The sequence below is a fragment of the Streptomyces pallidus (ex Mingjun et al. 2026) genome (assembly GCF_051550185.1).
Classification (GTDB): Bacteria; Actinomycetota; Actinomycetes; order Streptomycetales; family Streptomycetaceae; genus Streptomyces.
On the sequence record NZ_CP196181.1, the window covers coordinates 66,722 to 83,281 of the forward strand.

A 16,560-nucleotide genomic window follows, 5' to 3' on the forward strand; every position below is an offset into this window, starting at 1 on the left:
GCCGTGCGATCGGCACCTTCGTAAGGGCTTCCGTTTCCACTGTCGTTCCGCCGCCACCGGGCCCGCTTGGGCCTGTCGGGGCAGCGACAGGGGCCGTTCGGCCCCGGCTCAGGCGGTGTACGAGCATCGGCCATGGGCGTGCCACGCCGACGGGGGCAGGAGTCGCCCGGCCCCCACCCCGTCCCCCGGGTTGCCCAGCGCGTTCTCCGCCTGCGCGGGGCACGCTGGAGGCATGTCGGATGCGACCGCAACAGACCTGTACGAGGTCACGATGGCGGATGGCGTACCTGGGAGGTGACAGCGCCCCTCCCCCAGGCCCAGCCCGTCGAGACGTACCTGCTCAGCCGGCTCTGCCACCAGACGGCCGTCGCCTCCAAGGCGGCACGCTGTGTCCTGGCCGCCCGCGGGCGGCCGGTGGTCGACTTCTCGTTGCGTCGCAGCCACGGGCCGCAGACCGGTTTCCAGGCCGCCCGGCTCGCGGGGCCCGTCGGGTTCGCCGGAACCAGCACCGTCGACGCCGCAAGTCAGGCTGGGCCTGCCCGCCTCCGGCACCATGGCGCACTCGTACATCGAATCCTTCCCCTCCGAGGAGAAGGCGTTCCGGGCCTTCGCGCCCACATCCCGGCCCGATCACCCTGCTCGTCGACACCTACGACACCGACCGGGGCGTGACGACCTCTGCCCGGGTCCTGGCCGGGCAACGGCGTGGTCCGGGCTGCGCGATCCGCCTCGACAGCGGTGACCTCGGAGAGCTGGCGCGCCGCTCCCGTGCCCGGCTGGACGCCGCAGGCCTGCCGGACGTGAGGATCATCGCCAGCGGCGGTCTGGACGAGTACGCGATCGACGACCTCATCCGCTCCGGGGCTCCCATCGATGTCTTCGCGGCGGGCACCCGCGTGGGTGTCGCCGCGGACGCACCGTACCTGGACGCTGCGTACAAGCTGGTCGCCTACGACGGGCGGCCTGTGATGAAGCTGTCCTCGGCGAAGGCCGCCGCCCCGGCGCCCAAGCAGGTGTACCGGTGGCCCGGGCGGGCAGACGTGATCGCCCTCCAGGACGAGGCGCGCCCGCCGCACGCTCCGCTTCGAGGCCGACCTCGACGCCCTACCGCAGGAGGCCATGCGCATCCGAGCCCCCCCGTTATGTTTTTCGCGGTCCTGCAATGGGGCCGCTGGCCTCCGGGCCCGGTATGACTGTGTCCCCTCTGTCGAACGGATGACCTGGGGGGTGGTGTCGCCGGGCCCGGCAGGTGCCGTCGGAGACGCTGATGAGAGACCCGGCCACCGTCCGGTCCGGCGCAATGCCGGGCAGATACGTGGGCGGCAGGTCTGCATAACGTGGATGCGCGAGCACGGTGCCACCGCCGAGGCCGGCACGGTCAACACCTGCGGAAGGTTGCGATGTTAGACACCGAAGGCATAGGCGTCTTCCTCGGGATGGACGTCGGCAAGACCGCCCACCACGGCCACGGGCTCACCCCGGCCGGGAAGAAGGTCTTCGACAAGCCGATGCCCAACAGCGAACCGAAGCTGCGGGCCGTCTTCGACAAGCTCAAAGCCAAGTTCGGCAGCGTCCTGGTGATCGTGGACCAGCCCGCCTCGATCGGGGCTCTCCCGCTGACCGTCGCCCGCGACGCCGGCTGCGAGGTCGCCTATCTGCCCGGACTGGCGATGCGGCGGATCGCCGACCTGTATCCGGGGGAGGCGAAGACCGACGCGAAGGACGCGGCGGTGATCGCGGACGCGGCCCGCACCATGCCCCACACCCTGCGTTCACTGGAGCTGACCGACGAGATCACCGCCGAGCTGACCGTCCTGACCGGCTTCGACCAGGACCTCGCCGCCGAGGCCACCCGCACCAGCAACCGGATACGCGGCCTGCTCACCCAGTTCCACCCGTCGCTGGAGCGCGTGCTCGGACCGCGACTGGACCACCCCGCCGTCACCTGGCTCCTGGAGCGCTACGGATCCCCGGCCGCACTGCGCAAGGCCGGCCGCCGCAGACTCGTCGAGGTAATCCGGCCCAAGGCCCCGCGCATGGCCGACAGGCTGATCGACGACATCTTCAACGCCCTCGACGAACAGACCGTCGTCGTCCCCGGCACGGGCACCCTCGACGTGGTCATCCCCTCGCTGGCCCGCGCGCTCGCCGCGGTCCACGAACAGCGCCGAGCCCTGGAAACCCAGATCAACACCCTGCTGGAGGCCCACCCTCTTCACCCGGTCCTGACCTCGATGCCCGGAGTCGGAGTCAGGACCGCCGCCGTCCTGCTGGTCACCGTCGGCGACGGGACCGGCTTCCCCACCGCCAGCCACCTCGCCTCCTACGCCGGCCTCGCCCCCACCACCAGGTCGTCAGGGACCTCGATCCACGGCGAACACGCACCCAGAGGCGGAAACCGGCAGCTCAAACGCGCCATGTTCCTCTCCGCCTTCGCCTGCATGAACGCCGACCCCGCCTCACGCACCTACTACGACCGGCATCGAGCACGCGGCAAAACCCACACCCAAGCCCTCCTCCGACTCGCCCGCCAACGCATCAGCGTCCTCTTCGCCATGCTCCGCGACGGCACCTTCTACGAATCCCGACCCCCCACCGTCACCCTCGCCGCATAACCACCCCAAACAACCCAAACCCGGCACCGCACCCTTGGCGAAGGACATAGAGACACCCCCCCCGGCCCCCGGCTACGACGACCTCGAAGCCGCTGTCCCGGCTCACGGGTAAGGTGCGTAGAGATCTGCTCGCGGATTACGGGGCCCCACGTTCCGACAGCATCACTGACCGAGGCCGGCACGTGCCGGTCCGGGAGGTCAGCGGCACGCCACCCGGCGGCCCGTGAGGCGGACCGGGGTCAGTTTCATCCAGTGGGTACGGCTACCGCCCGCCCAGGGCGTGGAGTGGGCCGCGTCGGCCAGGCGCTCCAGCCGGGCCGGGTCGGTCGCTTCCTCGAGCACCCCCACGGCGAGCACGCTCCACGCCCTGGCCGCCACCTCGTCGATCCGCTCCACCTCGAAGGCGGCCTCCCTGCCCGCGGCCCGTGCCAGCACGGTGTCGGCTGCGGTACGGAAGGTGACGTCTCCGGCAGCGACCAGGTAGTTCACGGGGTGGATGGCGGGACCCTCGGGGGTGAAGACGGCCACCCGACCGATGCCCCGAACCCCGAGCAGCCGTCGGCACTCCTCCTCGTCCAGGGTGACCGGCTGAACGTCCGGAGCCTTGGGGGGCGGCCAAGGACCGCGACCGGAGCCCGCGCCGACCAGGGCGTCGACGGTGGTACCGAGCGCATCGGCGAGACGTACGAGCGTCCCGATCGCCGGGAGGGCGACGTGGTCCTCCAGGCAGGCGATGTAGTGCGCGTCGACACCGCAGTGCTCTCCCAGCTCCTCACGGCTCATGCCGGCCGCGGTTCGACGGGCGGCAAGCCGACGCCCCAGGTCGGTCCGACCTGCCGTGGTCCGGCCATCGGGCTCGCGGGGTGGAGGGTGCCCGGGTCCACTGATGGTGATCATGACGTTTCGTCGCTCCTTCAGCGGCTCGGCCGCCGCATCGTGCTTCGCTCGGGCGAGGACACGCTCCGTTCCCCTGTCTCCGGTACCGCCGGGCCGCTTCCCACGGGCCGCCTCAATACAGTCGGAAGCCGGTGACCAGGCCGGGCGTGATCCGGATGGGACCGGAGAACGCGCCTTCGACCCAGGGCAGGAGGAGGTGCGCGTAGCGCTCCAGCTCGATCGGGTCGGTGACGGCCGTGGCGTAGCCGGTGGCCACCACGCCCCAGCCGACACGGGTTTCGGGATCGATGGTGTCGGCCTCGTACGCGACGACCACGCCTGTCCCTTCCTGTGCTTCCACCAGAGCTGCGAGCGTCGATCCGTCGTGGGGGCGGATGATGATGTCTCCGGCGTCGAGAAGGTGATTGACCGGGCGTACGGCGGGCAGCGCGTGCCGGGTGAAGACGATGCGCCCCAGTCCTACGCTGCCGAGCAGCTCCAGCGCTTCCTCGGCGGCCAGCTCTTCCACCCGTCGCCCCGGCACTTCGGCCGAGGACCTGGACGGCGCGTGGGTCGTGCCGAACGGTTGGCTGTCCGTCATCGTCGCCCCTCCGGTCGGCAGGCGAGCCGTCTGGACTCGGCCCGCGGGTGGGCATTTCAATCTCTCGGGAACGTGGGGCCGGAGGCATGGCTGCGCAGCACCGCGAGCCGTCGCTCGTACTCCTCGTCGTCGATCTCGCCTCGGGCGAACCGCTCGGCAAGCAGGCCCTCGGCCCCCTTGCCACGTCCGGAATCTTGGGTGGCTGCCCGTCCGTCCGCGCCGTCGCGCTTGAAGGCGCGGACCAGAAGCACTGCCACCGCGACGATGAGAGCCCAAACGATCAGCGTGGTGAGTGACATCGTGAACCATCCCCAGGCACCCGTGCCATGGCCGTTCCAGTACATCTCGCACCTGCCGGGTCGACGGGGTCGGCGGCCGTGGACGGGCCGTCTGCCTCCCAGCGTCTCGCTCCGCACGGATCCGGGCATAGGCCGTTCGGGACCGGGATGGGGGCCACAGGGCCCAAGCCGGGAACGTGTCCGCGCGCGAACACTGGAGACGGACTCGAACCAGGAGGCCGTTCATGAGCACCACGTCACCCATCCGATTCGCCACGGCACTGCCCGCCGACTGCCGCACGCGCTTGATGGAGATGGCCCGAGAGGTGAACTTCGCCGAGGGGACCCGTCTCTTCCGCGAAGGTGGCCGCGCCGACCGGTTCTGGATCGTCCGGTCCGGCACCGTGACCCTCAACGTCCACGTGCCCGGTCGGCGCGCCGCGGTCATCGAGAGCCTCGGCGCCGGCGAGCTGGTCGGGTGTTCCTGGCTGTTCAAGCCGAACACCTGGCGTCTGGGCGCCGAGGCGATGACCCCCGTGCGCGCCTACGAATTCGACGCGGCACGCGTCCGGACGCTGATGGACGCCGATCCCGTCTTCGGCTCAGCCGTCGGCCACTGGGTCGGACAGGTGCTCGCCCACCGCCTGCAAGCCACCCGGATCCGCCTGCTCGATCTGTACGCCCCCTACGGCAGCGGCAGCTCTGTGTGAGGCCGGCGTGACCGGTACCCGGCCTCGCGGGGAGCGGTGCCGGTCGGTCACAGGCCCGATGGGGTGAGGGGCACCTCCCACTCCAAACGGGTGCCGCGCGTCCCCTCGCCCCGTGCAGCGACCTCCATCCGGCCTCCGAGTTTCACGGCGCGCTCGGTGAGGTTGCGCAGGCCGCTGCGCCGGCCGCTTTCGGCCATGCCGATGCCGTCGTCCGTGACCGTGACGGTCAGTAGGCCGTCCGCCGCGACGATGGCGGCCTCCACGCGGGTGGCTTCGGCATGCCGGGCGACATTGGTGAGGGCCTCGCCCAGTACGGCGAGGACCTCGTCGGCCACGGCCGGCGGTACGTCGGTGTCGATCAGCCCTTCCATCCGCAGCGCGGGGGCGAAGCCGAGTGCGGCGGAGGCCTCGTCCAGGGTCCGGATGGCGCGGGCGCGCAGCTTCGAGCCTGTGGCGGGGGCCGCGTGCTCGCGCAGCCCGAAGATGGTCGAGCGGATGATCTTGATGGTGGCGTCGAGGTCGTCGACCGCCCGGGTGAGCCGTTCGGACGCCTCCGGGTGTTCCACGAACCGCTGGGCGCTCTGGAGGGTCATGCCGGTGGCGAACAGGCGCTGGATGGCGAGGTCGTGGAGGTCGCGGGCGATGCGCTCGTGGTCCTCCAGCATGCTCACCTGTTCGGCGTCGCGGCGGCGGTCGGCCAGTTCCAGGGCCAGGGCCGCCTGACCGGCGAACCCGGGGAGGGCGGCGACCTCCGCCGTGGCGAACACCGCGCGGCCTCGGCGCCTGGCCAGGATCAGGACGCCGCTGAGCTTCTCCTTCGTGCCGACGGTGACGGCCACGGCCGGGCCGAAACCCTTCCAGCGTTCCGGCTGCACGGTGATGTGGCCTTCGGCCTCCATGTCCTTGACCGTGATCAGACCGTCTTCGGCGAGGGCGGCTTCGGCCAGGGTGCCCTGGGTACTGGGCAGGACGATCCCGCGGTGCGCTTCCGCTCCCTCTCCCAACGCGAGGGAGCCGCGCAGCTCGCCGGCGGGTCCGAGGAGGTAGAGCACGCCCGTGTCGGCACTGGTCATGTCCTTGGCCCGGTCCAGCATGCCTTCGAGGACCTCGTCCTCGGGGACTCCGGACAGCAGGGCGCTGGTGAGCTCGGAGTTGGCCTCCATCCAGCGCTCCCGCAGGCGCACCTCCTCGAAGAGACGAGCGTTCTCGATGGCGATGCCGGCGGCGATGGCGAGGGTGGACAGGAGCGCCTCGTCCTCCTCGTCGAAGTCTGCGCCGCCTCGCTTCCCGGTCAGGTAGAGGTTGCCGAAGACGGCGTCACGGACCCGGACGGGGACGCCGAGGAAGGAGTGCATCGCCGGGTGGTGGGCGGGGAAGCCGTAGGAGGCGGGGTGCTCCGAGATCTCGGACAGCCGCAGGGGCTCCGGGTGGCGGATCAGCTCGCCGAGGATGCCGTGGCCGGAGGGCAGGTCGCCGATCTGCGCGCGGAGTCCGTCGCTGATGCCGACGGGCAGGAACTCGGCGAGTGTTTCGTCGTCGCCGATCACACCGAGCGCGCCGTACTCGGCGTCCACGAGGACCACTGCGGCCTCGACGATCCTGCGCAGGACCTGGGGCAGATCCAGTTCCCGGCCGATCGACATGACGGATTCGAGGAGGCCGTCCAGCCGGTCCCGGGTCCCCCTGATCTCGTCGATGCGTACCTGGAGCTCGTCGAGCAGCTCGTCCAGCCGCAGCCGTGGCACGCCGCTCCCGGTAGGCCGACCGCTCATATGTCCCACCTCCGGCCGACAGCGACGGTGAGAGGCCACGTGTCCACCGTAGCTCCGGCCGGAGGGGGCTTCCCGTTCAGCCGGGAGCTACTGATCCGATCGGCTGCTCGCGGCGCGGCGTGCCGCCCCTTCGTGCAGATGCCGGACGTGGGCGTCGGGGCCCGGGAAGAACACGGTGGTACGGCCGGTGTCGGACCAGCGCACGTCGTACGGCGGTGTGCCGTCCTGGTGGTGCAGGGCCACGACCTCCCCGTCCCGGCCCGGCTTGCCGACGGTGGGGCCGCCCACGACGATCTGGTCGCCCACCTCGGCGTGGATCCCGGGTCCGTGTCCCGGTGCGTACATGTTCATGATCGAGCCTTTCTACGGAATGCGCCCCGTAGGAGCCGGGCGGCGACGAAAGCTGCGAGGGCTGCGGCCGAAGCGAGCCAGACACCGCTCCAGCCGACGGGCTCGGTCTCCAGGAGCGACTGCAGGACTGGCACGTGCAGGGCGGCCATCGCCAGCACGGCGGATCCGGCCACGGAGGCCGGGAGGAAGAGGTTCGCCCGGGTCAGCAGGCGGGCCCGCAGGCCCAGGGCCACACCCAGCTGGGCGCCGAGCAGGGCCAGGAAGAGCACGCTCTGCCAGGGCAGGTACATGGCACGGGCGGCGACGCCGGCGGCCAGGCTGACCGCCGTCACGGCCGATGCCAGGACGAGGAGGCGCTGCCACACTCCGGCGGCGAGGATGTGCTGGCCGGGCGGCCGGGGCGGGCGGCGCATGGCCTCCGGTGAGACGGGCTCCGCGCCCATGGCCACACCCGTCAGGCCATGGGTGAGGAGGTTGATCCACAGGATCTGCCCCGCGCGGAGCGGCAGGGGCAGGCCGAGCAGCGGGCCGATCAGCATCACCAGGATCTCGGCCGCTCCGCCGGCCATGGCGTAGACGAGGAAGCGACGGATGTTGTCGTACACCCGGCGTCCTTCCTCGACGGCCGTGACCACGGTGCCGAGCCGGTCGTCGGTGAGGACGAGGTCGGCGGCCTGTCGGGCCACCTCGGTACCGCGGGCGCCCATGGCGACGCCGATGTCGGCCTGGCGGAGGGCGGGGCCGTCGTTGACGCCGTCGCCGGTCATGGCGGTGACGGCGCCGCGGGCCCGCCAGGCGTGGACGATGTCCAGTTTCTGCTGCGGGTCGGTACGGGCGAAGACCCGTACGCCGGTCAGGTCGGTGTCCGGGGCGGCGGCCAGCTCGGGTCCGGTGAGGACCTCGCCGCCCGCCCCGTCCTGGACGAGGCCGGTGCGTTCGGCGATGGCACGTGCTGTGGCCGGGTGGTCGCCGGTGATCAGGACCGGGGTGATGCCCGCTTCCCGGCAGGCCGTCAGGGTCGCGGCGGCAGCGGCTTTCGGCGGGTCGCTGACGGCTGTCAGGCCGAGCAGGCGCAGTCCCTGCTCGGCCTCGGCGGCCGGCAGGTCCCACTGGAGCCGCTCGATGCCTGCGACGGCCAGGACGCGGAACCCGTGGGCGGCCAGCGCGGCAGCCTGCTCGCGGGCCTGGTCCAGCAGTTCAGGCGGCTCGGCCAGTACCCGGGGGGTGAGGACGGCCTCGGGGGCTCCCTTGAGGCAGACCAGCACGTTTCCGTCGGGCAGGTGGTGCAGCGTGGTCATGCGTTTGCGGAGGCTGTCGAAGGGAGCTTCCGCGATCCGGGGGCAGGCCTGGTGCAGCTCGGCCGGGTCCGGGCAGCCGGCTTTGGCAGCGGCTGCCAGCAGTGCTGCCTCCATGGGATCGCCCACGGCCGTCCAGTTGTGCGAGCCGGGCCCGGGAGGCTTGAGGCTCGCGTCGTTGCACAGGGCCGCCGTGGTGAGCAGCTCCCGCACCGGGCGGAGCTGTTCGGGCGTCAAGGAGTGCCCTGCGCGAGTGAGCTCCCCCTGCGGCTCGTAGCCGCTGCCGGAGACGTCGGCGCCGCCGGAGGGCGTCCACAGGTGCTGGACGACCATGCGGCCCTCGGTGAGCGTGCCGGTTTTGTCCGTGGCCAGCACGCTCACCGAGCCCAGGGTCTCGACGGCGGGCAGGCGGCGGACGAGCGCGCCCCGGGCCGCCATCCGGCGGGCCCCGAGGGCAAGAGCGAGGGTGACCACGGCCGGCAGGGACTCGGGCACCGCGGCGACGGCCAGGCTGATGGCGGTGACGGCCATCGTGCTCGGCGCGAGACCGCGCAGCAGGCCCAGAGCGAAGAACAGCACGCACAGGGCGATGGTGACGGCAGCCAGGATGCGCCCGAGGGAGGCAAGCCGGCGCTGGAGCGGGGTCGGCTCGTGGCCTCCGTCGAGCAGGGCGGCGATCCGGCCGAGGGCACTCGCCGATCCGGTGGCCGTGGCGGTGGCGGAGCCCCGACCACGGACGACGACGGTGCCGGCACTCACCGTCCCGCCCGGAGCCTTGTCGACGGCCTCGGATTCACCGGTGAGCATCGATTCGTCCATCAGGAGCGCGGATGCCTCGCTCAGGTCGGCGTCCGCGGCGACGATGTCGCCCTCACCCAGCAGCAGGGTGTCCCCGGGCACCACGAGTGCGGCGGCGACCTCGTGCGCGGCTCCGTCGCGCAGCACCCGGGCGTGGGGGGCGGAGAGAGCGGAGAGTGCGGCAACGGCGCGGTCCGCCCTGACCTCCTGGGCGACCCCCACGGTGGTGTTGACGACGATCACCAGGCCGATGACCACGGCGTCCGGGTGGTCCCCGATCGCGATGGTCAGCAGTGCGGCACCGATCAGCACCATGATCAGCGGGTCGCGCAGCTGTGCCAGCACGCGGCGGTACAGGGGCGTCGGCCGCGGTGGTGGCACCTCGTTCCGGCCGTAGCGGACCAGCCGGTGTTCGGCTTCGGCCTGCGTCAGCCCCGGACGGTCCTGGGCGCGAGCGGCCGGTATGTCGGTCACGCGGCTGGTCATGTCGGTCTCATTCCGTCGGGATGGTGATCACCGGGCAGTGCGCACGGTGCAGCAGACCGTGCACGACGGATCCGAGTCGCATGCCGGTGTAGCCGCCTCGGCCGCGACGACCCACGACGACGGCCAGAGCGTGCTCGGCCGCCCGGGCCAGCTCCTCCACCGGGTGGCCGACGAGTACCTCATGGGTGAGACGCACGTCCGGATACCTCTCCGAGAGCCCGGCGGTGGCCTCGGCCAGCAGGGCTCGCTGAGCCTGCAGGGCGACTTCCTCGTCGTGCAGCAGGAACACCGGCGGCTGCCACACCGAGACGGCCCGCACGGCCGCGCCGCGCAGATCGGCCTCGTCCAGGGCGAACCCGAGCACGGCGGCCGAGGCGGCACTGCCGTCGATGCCGGCGACGATGTACGGCGGCTGCTGGGTGGTGTGCTCGGCGTCGCCCACGACGACGACCGGGCAGGGGGCCTGTGCGGTCACCGGTACCACGAGCGATCCGGCACCAAACACCTCCGCGACCCGGCCGAGGTGCCGGGAACCGAGCACGGCCATGCGGGCCTGCCGGGCCGCCTCGGTGATGACGGGGGCGGGGAAGCCACCGAGCAGGTCGCCGGCTACGGCCAGCTCGGGATGGCGTTCGTAAACCCAGTCACGGGCCTGCCCCAGCCTTTCGGCCCCTGCTCGCCGCAAGGCGATCTGCCCTACAGCGGCGTCGTCGTGGTGGATGTCCTGCGAGGGTGGCACGGCGAGCACCAAGCGCAACGGGAGGCGGCGCCGGTACGCCTCGTCGGCGGCCCACGCCAGGGAAAGGTGCCACTCCCGGACCGGGTCGATGCCCACGAGGACGTCACGCGCATCTGCCCGGTGGCCGGTCATGCCCGGCTCCCGGAGTCGGTGCCCTCGCGGGGGATGAGGAGCACGGGGCAGTCTGCGTGGTGGAGCACACTGTGCGTGGCTCTGCCCAGGTTTCGGCCGAGCCCGAGCAGGGTGGGGGCCCTGCGGCCGCCCATGACGAGCAGGTCGGCACGGCGGGACGCCTCGACGAGCACTCCGGCCACGGAGGTGCTCTTCTGCGCGTCGCTGTCGACGGTCAGGTCGGGGAACTCGTCGAGGATCGCGTTCGTGACGGCTTCCAGGGCTGCGGCGTGGGCCTCGGCGATCTCGTCGGCCTCGTCGAGCATGGTCACCCCATTGCCGACGGACTGGAAGAGGTTCCACACGTGCAGCAGTCGCAGGGACGCCTTGCGCAGCTCGGCCTCCTGAGCGGCGTACCGGGCGCACACGAGGTCGTCCGCGTCGCGGACGGCCGCGAGGACGGCGCCCCGCTCCTCCGTCTCGCCGATCCCGCGGACCACGACGACCGGGGTCCTGGCGCCGGCGGCCGCTTTGAGACCGACGGAACCGAGCATGAGCGAGTTGAAGCCGCCCATGCCGCGGTGGCCCACGACGATCGTGCCGTGCAGTCCGCCGGCCCGGTGCAGGGTGGAGACGGCGTCCGTGCGGCTGAACTCGGTCGTCACGAGCAGACCGGGGTACTCGGCAGCCACGGCCTCCGCTGTGTCGTCCAGGAGTTCCCGGCCCTCGGCACGGACCTTTTCGATGGTCTCCGCCGACGCGTACAGGGCCCTGCCGTCGGTGTCGGCACCGTAGACGATGTGCAGGGGGCGGCTGCGGCGTGCGGCCTCCGCGGCGGCCCACAGGGCGGCGCGCCGAGCCGGCTCCGAGCCGTCCACGCCGACGGTGACCGAGCTGGTGTCCGGGGTGCGGATGGTGCTTTCCACGGTTGCTCCCAACCCAGAGGCCGATGGGGACACCACCCACGCTGACACCCGCGGTGCCGTGGGAAGAGGGCCGCACGGGACCGCCACCGGGCCCAAAGGTCCCCATCGGTCCGGCTCGGCGCCCGTGCCGCCCTGGGCCTGGGTCCTTCCGGTCCCCGGACGGGACCGTTCGGCCCTCGATTCCCCCTCTGCTCAGGCGGAGGGTGAGTGGCACAGCAACACAGGGCATCGGCCTCGCGTGACCCGGCACAGCAGGAGGGCCTCATGAAGCACATCAAGGTGGCGGACCTGATGACCGACGAGGTCGTCTCCGTGGCCCCGGACACCGCGATCAAGGACGTCGCAAAGCTCCTCGCCCAGTACGACATCTCCGGGGTCCCCGTCCTGAACGACGGGGACCACGTCGTGGGTGTCGTCTCGCAGACCGACCTGCTGGCCGGTGGGGCCCGGCTCCCCAGTCCCGATCCGCTGGGCGGCGGTGCTCCGGTGAAGCCTCCGGCGGCCGGCGACATCATGTCCGCACCTGCGGTGACCGTCCGTGCCGAAGAGACAGCGGCTGACGCCGCCAGGCTGATGACCCGCCGCGGCATCGAACGGCTGCCCGTCGTGGACGTGGAGGACCGGCTCGTCGGCATCGTCACCCGCCGGGACCTGCTCCGCTTGTTCCTGCGCCCGGACGCCGAGATACGCCGACGCGTCGACGACGTCCTCAGAGACGTCGCGGGTGTATCGGCCGACGAGGTCGAGGTGCACGTCGTGGACGGCATCGTCACCCTGGACGGCAGGGTGCGACACCAGAGTCAGCTGCCCGTACTGCTCGGCCTCGTCGAACGGCTCGACGGAGTCGTGGCCGTCGCCTCGCGTGTCACCGCCCGCTCCGACGACACGGCGAGCACGCATGCCGGGCACAGCCGCCACGCGATGCCGTGGTGACGCCCGGTCCACCGCCCGCTTGGAGGAACCCGTCAGTATGAAGAACCACGTGACAGTCGGGGTCGACGGCTCCGCGGAGAGCCGGGCGGCGGCGCGCTGGGCCGCGCGGGAAGCCGTCCTGCGGCAGGTGCCGCTGCGGCTCGTCCACGCCGTCGACTGGCCCCTGGACCCGGTACTTCCCGGCCTGGGCAAACAGGATGTGGACCGGTGGGCGGACCACGCCCTGACCGAGACGGCGCAGGAACTGCACCGGCGCCATCCGCGCCTGGAGATCACGACCCGCTGCCCGACGGCACGGCCGGCGGCTGCCCTCGCCGCCGAGGCCGCAGACGCCGCGCTGCTGGTCCTGGGCTCACGCGGCCTGGGCGGTCTGGTCGGTTTCCTCATCGGCTCGGTGGCGCTGTCCACCGTGGTCGCCACCGACACCCCGGTCGTCCTCGTCCGCATGGCCGACGACCCGGACGGACCGGGCACCGGTTCCGGCACCGAGATCGTCGTCGGTGTCGACATCCACGAGGCCTGTGACCGGGTACTCGCCTTCGTCTTCGAGGAGGCGACCCGGCGCGGCTGCCCGCTGCGGGCCGTACACGGCTGGAAAATGCCCCCCGCCTACTCCTACGTCCCCCTCTTCGACCCGGACAACGAACGGGAGATCGGTCAGAGCGTCTCGCACATGGTCGACGACTTGCTGCTGCCCTGGCGGCACAAGTTTCCGGGCGTGGACGTCACCCAGAGCGTATTCAGGGGATCCGCGGCGGAGCGCATCGTCTCTGCCTCCCAGGGTGCGGGACTGGTCGTGGTGGGGCGCCGCCTGCGCCGCTCACCTCTCGGCGCGCACGTGGGCCCAGTGGCCCACGCAGTGCTGCACCACGCGTCGGCACCCGTCGCCGTCATCGCCCATGACTGAATCGGCCCGCAGTACGGTTCCGCGCCGTCCGAACCCGACCGGCCCGACAGTCCCCGGACACCAGGAGTTCCCTCACGGAGGCAAGGCCATGAAACACCTGCGCACGGTCGATGACGTCATGACACACGCCGCGATCTCCGTCGACCGCAGCACCGCGTTCAAGGACATCGTGGAGACGATGCGGATGTGGAACGTCAGTGCCCTCCCCGTCCTGTCCGAGGACGGACAGGTGGCCGGCGTTGTCTCCGAAGCCGACCTGCTGCTCGGGGAACAGGACACCGACCCGGACCGCGCGACCACCGCGGGGCAGCTGATGACCCGCCCGGCCGTGACGGTGAGGAAGGACGCCACCATCAGTGCCGCGGCACGCCTGATGGCGCGGTGCCACCTCAAGCGCCTGCCCGTGGTCGACGGCGACGGCCGCTTGGTCGGTGTCGTCAGCCGCGGCGACCTGTTGAAGGTGTACCTGCGTCCGGACGCGGACATCGGCACCGAGATCCGCGAGTTGATCATGTACCAACTGATGCCGCACGGCTCCGCCGAAGTCCACGTGCACGTCTCCAGCGGCATCGTCTACCTGTACGGATCCCTGCCGGATCCCACGCTCGAAGACGTCGTGGTCCGCGCCGCCGGCACCGTGCCGGGCGTCGTGGACGTCAAGGCCGACTTCACGGTTCCGGCAGCAGCCTGAGGGGAAGACCGCCATGAGGCACCGCAGCGTCGCAGACCTGATGACGCCCACTGCCGTCACGGTCCGCTCCGGCACGGCGTTCAAGGAGGTCGCCCGGCTCCTGCGGGAGTTCGACATCACCGCCGTGCCCGTCGTGGACGAGACCGGGCGCCCGGTAGGCGTCGTGTCGGAAGCCGACCTGCTCCGTCGGCGCACTGCCGGCAGTACCCCGACCGCCGCGGACCTCATGACGAGCCCGGCCGTGACCGGCCGCCCCGAGTGGAGTGTGGTTCGCGCGGCCCGGGTGATGCAGCGGCACGGGGTCAAACGCCTGCCGGTCGTCGACACGGACGGTCGAGTGATCGGGGTGCTCAGCCGTAGCGACCTGATCCGGCTGTTCCTCCGACGCGACCGCGCCATCCAGGAGGAAATCGTGGAGGACGTCCTGGCCCGCACCCTGCGCATCGCCCCTTCTTCGATCACCGTCGACGTGGACGACGGGCTGGTGACGCTCAGCGGCACGGTGCCCCGGCCCGAAGTGCTGCCCGTGGTCGTCCGGCTCTGCCAGAGCGTCGACGGAGTCGTGGACGTCGACAACCGGCTGACCTGTGTCCCGGCCGCCGGCGCCGACCGTATCTGAAAAGGAGCGAACAGTCTCAGGTCGGGCCGACCGGGCCCACCCGGGCATTCGCACACGGCAGAGCCTGAGAGCAGCCGGGTATCCGACCCGAGGAGGACCATCATGGCGAACCGAATCACGGCAGGCCTGGACGGATCGGAGGCGGACCGCGCCTGTGCCGACTGGGCGGCCGAGGAAGCCGAACTGCGCGGCGCCGACGTGGACCTCGTCCACGTCGAGGACTGGCCGCTGTACGCGCCCTTCGCCGCACCCCTGCCCGAATCCCGCCGGAGTTGGACCGAGGGCCTCCTGGCCCGCGCCCGACAGCGACTGGCGCGCGAGCACCCCGCGCTGGCCATCAGCACCCGCCGGATCGACGGCCTCGCGACGGCCGACGGCCTCGCGTCCGCCGCCGCGGACGCGGACCTCCTGGTCCTCGGCTCACGCCGGCTCGGCCCGATCGCAGGGTTCTTCGTCGGCTCCACCGGCTCGGACACCATCCCCAGGACCGAGACGCCCGTCGTCCTCGTACGCCCGGCGGCCGAGAGCACGTACGGCTCGCCAGGGCCGGCGGGCGGCGATGGGCCGGTGGTGGTCGGAGTGGACCTCCGGAGCAATTGCGACCGGTTGTTCGCCTTCGCCTGCGAGGAAGCCCACCGGCGGTCCTGCCCCCTCGTCGTCGTCCACGGCTGGTCCCCGCCGCCCATGCTCGCCTACGCTCCCACTCTCGATCCCGGCATTGAGGAGGAGATCGCCGACAGGCTGGAAGCCACGCTCCGGGAACTGCTGAGTTCCTGGGAACGGAAGTATCCCCGACTCGTGATCGACTCACGCGCCGTCATCGGGCAGCCCGCCGTACAGATCCTGGAAGCGGCGTCCGGTGCGGCGCTCGTCGTCGTTGGCCGGCGCATCCGCCGCTCGGCACTCGGCACCCACATCGGCCCCCTCACCCACGCGGTCATGCACCACGCCACCTCCCCGGTAGCCATCGTGGCCCACGACTGAGGACGCACAGGCAGACGCAGTCCCGTGAACGCACCACACTTGGAGTCCGATGTCGACGTCCGCGTCGTCGGCGACGCCGTCACCGCTCCGTCCACGCACAACCAGCCGCTATCCGTTCAGCGACGAGCCGGTACCGCAGGCGCTGTTGGACGGTCTGCGGGCCGCGGCACGCCTGGAGGGCTGCCAGCAGGCGGTTCCGGGTGCGGGATGCGGAACACCGGGAGGCCGTCGATACGCTGGCCCAGGTGGAGACCGCGGCCTGGACCACGCCGGTGCAGGACGCGACCGCCCCGCCCAGTGACGGCATTGCCGCCACGGCCTTCGGCCCGCGCAGTTCCGGCAGACCTTCCCCGTACGCGACTTCGGCCGCTCCCGGCCCATGCCGGACCGCGGCTGGGCCGTGTTCGAGAAAAGGCCGCAGCTGGTCTTGCCCGGCGCCTCCGGGGACACCCGGACCGTGATCCGCCTCGGCTGCGGTCCCGAGGGACCCACGACGCCCCGCCGGCCGGTGGCGGAGGTCCTGGAGGTCGGTGACTCCCGGCTCCGCAACACGGCCGCACGATCACCGGGCATCCAGTCTGCCCCGGCGGCTGAGGGCCTACCCACTCACGGACGGGTGTCAGCGGCCTCCATGTCACCATAGGCGAGACGCTTCAGCTGCGAGCCGAGGTCTTCCATGGCTCGGGCTGCGGCGAGCTCGTCACCGATCTCGGGCACGTCCGTGTCCGTGGGGTTGCAGTGCGCGGTGCCGTGGCCGGTGAGCTTCGTGGTGCCGGTGTCCAGCTCGACGCGGACCTTGGTCGTGCGGTCTTCTTCGAACAGGTAGACGCGTGTCTTCCACTCGCTGGTGTGCGACATGGCGTTCCTC

At 71.7% G+C, this 16,560-nt stretch carries 16 protein-coding genes and 1 pseudogene; 8 read left to right on the forward strand and 9 right to left on the reverse strand.

Annotated elements, in window-relative coordinates; all coding sequences use genetic code 11:
• Window positions 1-291: 291 nt before the first annotated feature.
• Window positions 292-1,407, forward strand: a pseudogene (locus ACSHWO_RS00330) (nicotinate phosphoribosyltransferase); the annotation flags it as partial.
• A complete protein-coding gene (locus tag ACSHWO_RS00335) occupies window positions 1,401-2,615 on the forward strand; it encodes an IS110 family transposase (protein ID WP_438309518.1) in 1,215 nt (404 codons plus the stop codon). The pseudogene ACSHWO_RS00330 and the gene ACSHWO_RS00335, both read left to right, overlap by 7 nt.
• 198 nt (window positions 2,616-2,813) lie before the next feature.
• On the opposite strand, the gene ACSHWO_RS00340 is transcribed toward ACSHWO_RS00335, so the two are convergent.
• The 3 genes from ACSHWO_RS00340 to ACSHWO_RS00350 form a co-directional block, all read right to left on the reverse strand.
• Window positions 2,814-3,512 carry a helix-turn-helix domain-containing protein gene (locus ACSHWO_RS00340; protein WP_438309519.1) on the reverse strand — a complete coding sequence of 233 codons (699 nt, stop codon included), beginning with the start codon at window positions 3,510-3,512 and terminating at the stop codon, window positions 2,814-2,816.
• 112 nt (window positions 3,513-3,624) lie between these two features.
• The gene (locus ACSHWO_RS00345; protein ID WP_438309520.1) at window positions 3,625-4,092 is read right to left on the reverse strand and encodes a pyridoxamine 5'-phosphate oxidase family protein; all 468 of its coding nucleotides are present in this window, start codon (window positions 4,090-4,092) and stop codon (window positions 3,625-3,627) included.
• Window positions 4,093-4,148: 56 nt separating this feature from the next.
• On the reverse strand, window positions 4,149-4,436 hold the full coding sequence (locus tag ACSHWO_RS00350; RefSeq protein WP_438309521.1) for an SHOCT domain-containing protein: 288 nt from the start codon (window positions 4,434-4,436) through the stop codon (window positions 4,149-4,151).
• Between the two features lie 179 nt (window positions 4,437-4,615).
• Here ACSHWO_RS00350 and ACSHWO_RS00355 point away from each other — a divergent pair, with 179 nt between their 5' ends.
• On the forward strand, window positions 4,616-5,080 hold the full coding sequence (locus ACSHWO_RS00355) for a Crp/Fnr family transcriptional regulator (protein ID WP_438309522.1): 465 nt from the start codon (window positions 4,616-4,618) through the stop codon (window positions 5,078-5,080).
• 47 nt (window positions 5,081-5,127) lie between these two features.
• Here ACSHWO_RS00355 and ACSHWO_RS00360 read toward each other — a convergent pair whose 3' ends face one another.
• The 5 genes from ACSHWO_RS00360 to ACSHWO_RS00380 all read right to left on the reverse strand — a co-directional run bounded on the left by ACSHWO_RS00360 (window position 5,128) and on the right by ACSHWO_RS00380 (window position 11,558).
• A complete protein-coding gene (locus tag ACSHWO_RS00360) occupies window positions 5,128-6,852 on the reverse strand; it encodes a GAF domain-containing protein (RefSeq protein ID WP_438309523.1) in 1,725 nt (574 codons plus the stop codon).
• A gap of 87 nt (window positions 6,853-6,939) precedes the next feature.
• Window positions 6,940-7,203 (reverse strand): DUF1918 domain-containing protein, encoded by a 264-nt coding sequence (locus ACSHWO_RS00365; protein WP_438309524.1) that lies wholly within the window; start codon window positions 7,201-7,203, stop codon window positions 6,940-6,942.
• A complete protein-coding gene (locus tag ACSHWO_RS00370; RefSeq protein ID WP_438309525.1) occupies window positions 7,200-9,782 on the reverse strand; it encodes a cation-translocating P-type ATPase in 2,583 nt (860 codons plus the stop codon). The genes ACSHWO_RS00365 and ACSHWO_RS00370 overlap by 4 nt, the downstream gene beginning before the upstream one ends.
• A 7-nt stretch (window positions 9,783-9,789) precedes the next feature.
• The gene (locus ACSHWO_RS00375) at window positions 9,790-10,653 is read right to left on the reverse strand and encodes a universal stress protein (protein WP_438309526.1); all 864 of its coding nucleotides are present in this window, start codon (window positions 10,651-10,653) and stop codon (window positions 9,790-9,792) included.
• Window positions 10,650-11,558 carry a universal stress protein gene (locus ACSHWO_RS00380; RefSeq protein WP_438309527.1) on the reverse strand — a complete coding sequence of 303 codons (909 nt, stop codon included), beginning with the start codon at window positions 11,556-11,558 and terminating at the stop codon, window positions 10,650-10,652. Before ACSHWO_RS00380 ends, ACSHWO_RS00375 begins: the two co-directional genes overlap by 4 nt.
• Window positions 11,559-11,822: 264 nt before the next feature.
• On the opposite strand from ACSHWO_RS00380, the gene ACSHWO_RS00385 reads away from it, so the two are divergent.
• The 5 genes from ACSHWO_RS00385 (at window position 11,823) to ACSHWO_RS00405 (ending at window position 15,692) form a co-directional block, all read left to right on the forward strand.
• The gene (locus ACSHWO_RS00385; protein WP_438309528.1) at window positions 11,823-12,491 is read left to right on the forward strand and encodes a CBS domain-containing protein; all 669 of its coding nucleotides are present in this window, start codon (window positions 11,823-11,825) and stop codon (window positions 12,489-12,491) included.
• A gap of 37 nt (window positions 12,492-12,528) precedes the next feature.
• Entirely contained in the window at window positions 12,529-13,398 is an 870-nt protein-coding gene (locus ACSHWO_RS00390; RefSeq protein ID WP_438309529.1) for a universal stress protein, read from the forward strand.
• 88 nt (window positions 13,399-13,486) lie between these two features.
• Window positions 13,487-14,089, forward strand: coding sequence for a CBS domain-containing protein (locus ACSHWO_RS00395; RefSeq protein WP_438309530.1), 603 nt, complete (start codon window positions 13,487-13,489; stop codon window positions 14,087-14,089).
• 13 nt (window positions 14,090-14,102) lie between these two features.
• On the forward strand, window positions 14,103-14,708 hold the full coding sequence (locus tag ACSHWO_RS00400; protein WP_438309531.1) for a CBS domain-containing protein: 606 nt from the start codon (window positions 14,103-14,105) through the stop codon (window positions 14,706-14,708).
• Between the two features lie 102 nt (window positions 14,709-14,810).
• The gene (locus tag ACSHWO_RS00405; RefSeq protein WP_438309532.1) at window positions 14,811-15,692 is read left to right on the forward strand and encodes a universal stress protein; all 882 of its coding nucleotides are present in this window, start codon (window positions 14,811-14,813) and stop codon (window positions 15,690-15,692) included.
• A 606-nt stretch (window positions 15,693-16,298) separates the two neighbouring features.
• Here ACSHWO_RS00405 and ACSHWO_RS00410 read toward each other — a convergent pair.
• Window positions 16,299-16,550, reverse strand: coding sequence for a DUF1876 domain-containing protein (locus ACSHWO_RS00410; protein ID WP_438309533.1), 252 nt, complete (start codon window positions 16,548-16,550; stop codon window positions 16,299-16,301).
• Between the last annotated feature and the right edge of the window lie 10 nt (window positions 16,551-16,560).

Excerpts from the sequence above, each read along its gene's own strand:
- ACSHWO_RS00400 (WP_438309531.1), top strand. The coding sequence starts at position 14,103 with ATGAGGCACCGCAGCGTCGCAGACCTGATGACGCCCACTGCCGTCACG.
- ACSHWO_RS00395 (WP_438309530.1), top strand. The coding sequence starts at position 13,487 with ATGAAACACCTGCGCACGGTCGATGACGTCATGACACACGCCGCGATC.
- ACSHWO_RS00345 (WP_438309520.1), bottom strand. The coding sequence starts at position 4,092 with ATGACGGACAGCCAACCGTTCGGCACGACCCACGCGCCGTCCAGGTCC.
- ACSHWO_RS00370 (WP_438309525.1), bottom strand. The coding sequence starts at position 9,782 with ATGACCAGCCGCGTGACCGACATACCGGCCGCTCGCGCCCAGGACCGT.
- ACSHWO_RS00360 (WP_438309523.1), bottom strand. The coding sequence starts at position 6,852 with ATGAGCGGTCGGCCTACCGGGAGCGGCGTGCCACGGCTGCGGCTGGAC.
- ACSHWO_RS00375 (WP_438309526.1), bottom strand. The coding sequence starts at position 10,653 with ATGACCGGCCACCGGGCAGATGCGCGTGACGTCCTCGTGGGCATCGAC.
- ACSHWO_RS00405 (WP_438309532.1), top strand. The coding sequence starts at position 14,811 with ATGGCGAACCGAATCACGGCAGGCCTGGACGGATCGGAGGCGGACCGC.
- ACSHWO_RS00365 (WP_438309524.1), bottom strand. The coding sequence starts at position 7,203 with ATGAACATGTACGCACCGGGACACGGACCCGGGATCCACGCCGAGGTG.
- ACSHWO_RS00335 (WP_438309518.1), top strand. The coding sequence starts at position 1,401 with ATGTTAGACACCGAAGGCATAGGCGTCTTCCTCGGGATGGACGTCGGC.
- ACSHWO_RS00410 (WP_438309533.1), bottom strand. The coding sequence starts at position 16,550 with ATGTCGCACACCAGCGAGTGGAAGACACGCGTCTACCTGTTCGAAGAA.
- ACSHWO_RS00385 (WP_438309528.1), top strand. The coding sequence starts at position 11,823 with ATGAAGCACATCAAGGTGGCGGACCTGATGACCGACGAGGTCGTCTCC.
- ACSHWO_RS00355 (WP_438309522.1), top strand. The coding sequence starts at position 4,616 with ATGAGCACCACGTCACCCATCCGATTCGCCACGGCACTGCCCGCCGAC.
- ACSHWO_RS00350 (WP_438309521.1), bottom strand. The coding sequence starts at position 4,436 with ATGTACTGGAACGGCCATGGCACGGGTGCCTGGGGATGGTTCACGATG.
- ACSHWO_RS00390 (WP_438309529.1), top strand. The coding sequence starts at position 12,529 with ATGAAGAACCACGTGACAGTCGGGGTCGACGGCTCCGCGGAGAGCCGG.
- ACSHWO_RS00340 (WP_438309519.1), bottom strand. The coding sequence starts at position 3,512 with ATGATCACCATCAGTGGACCCGGGCACCCTCCACCCCGCGAGCCCGAT.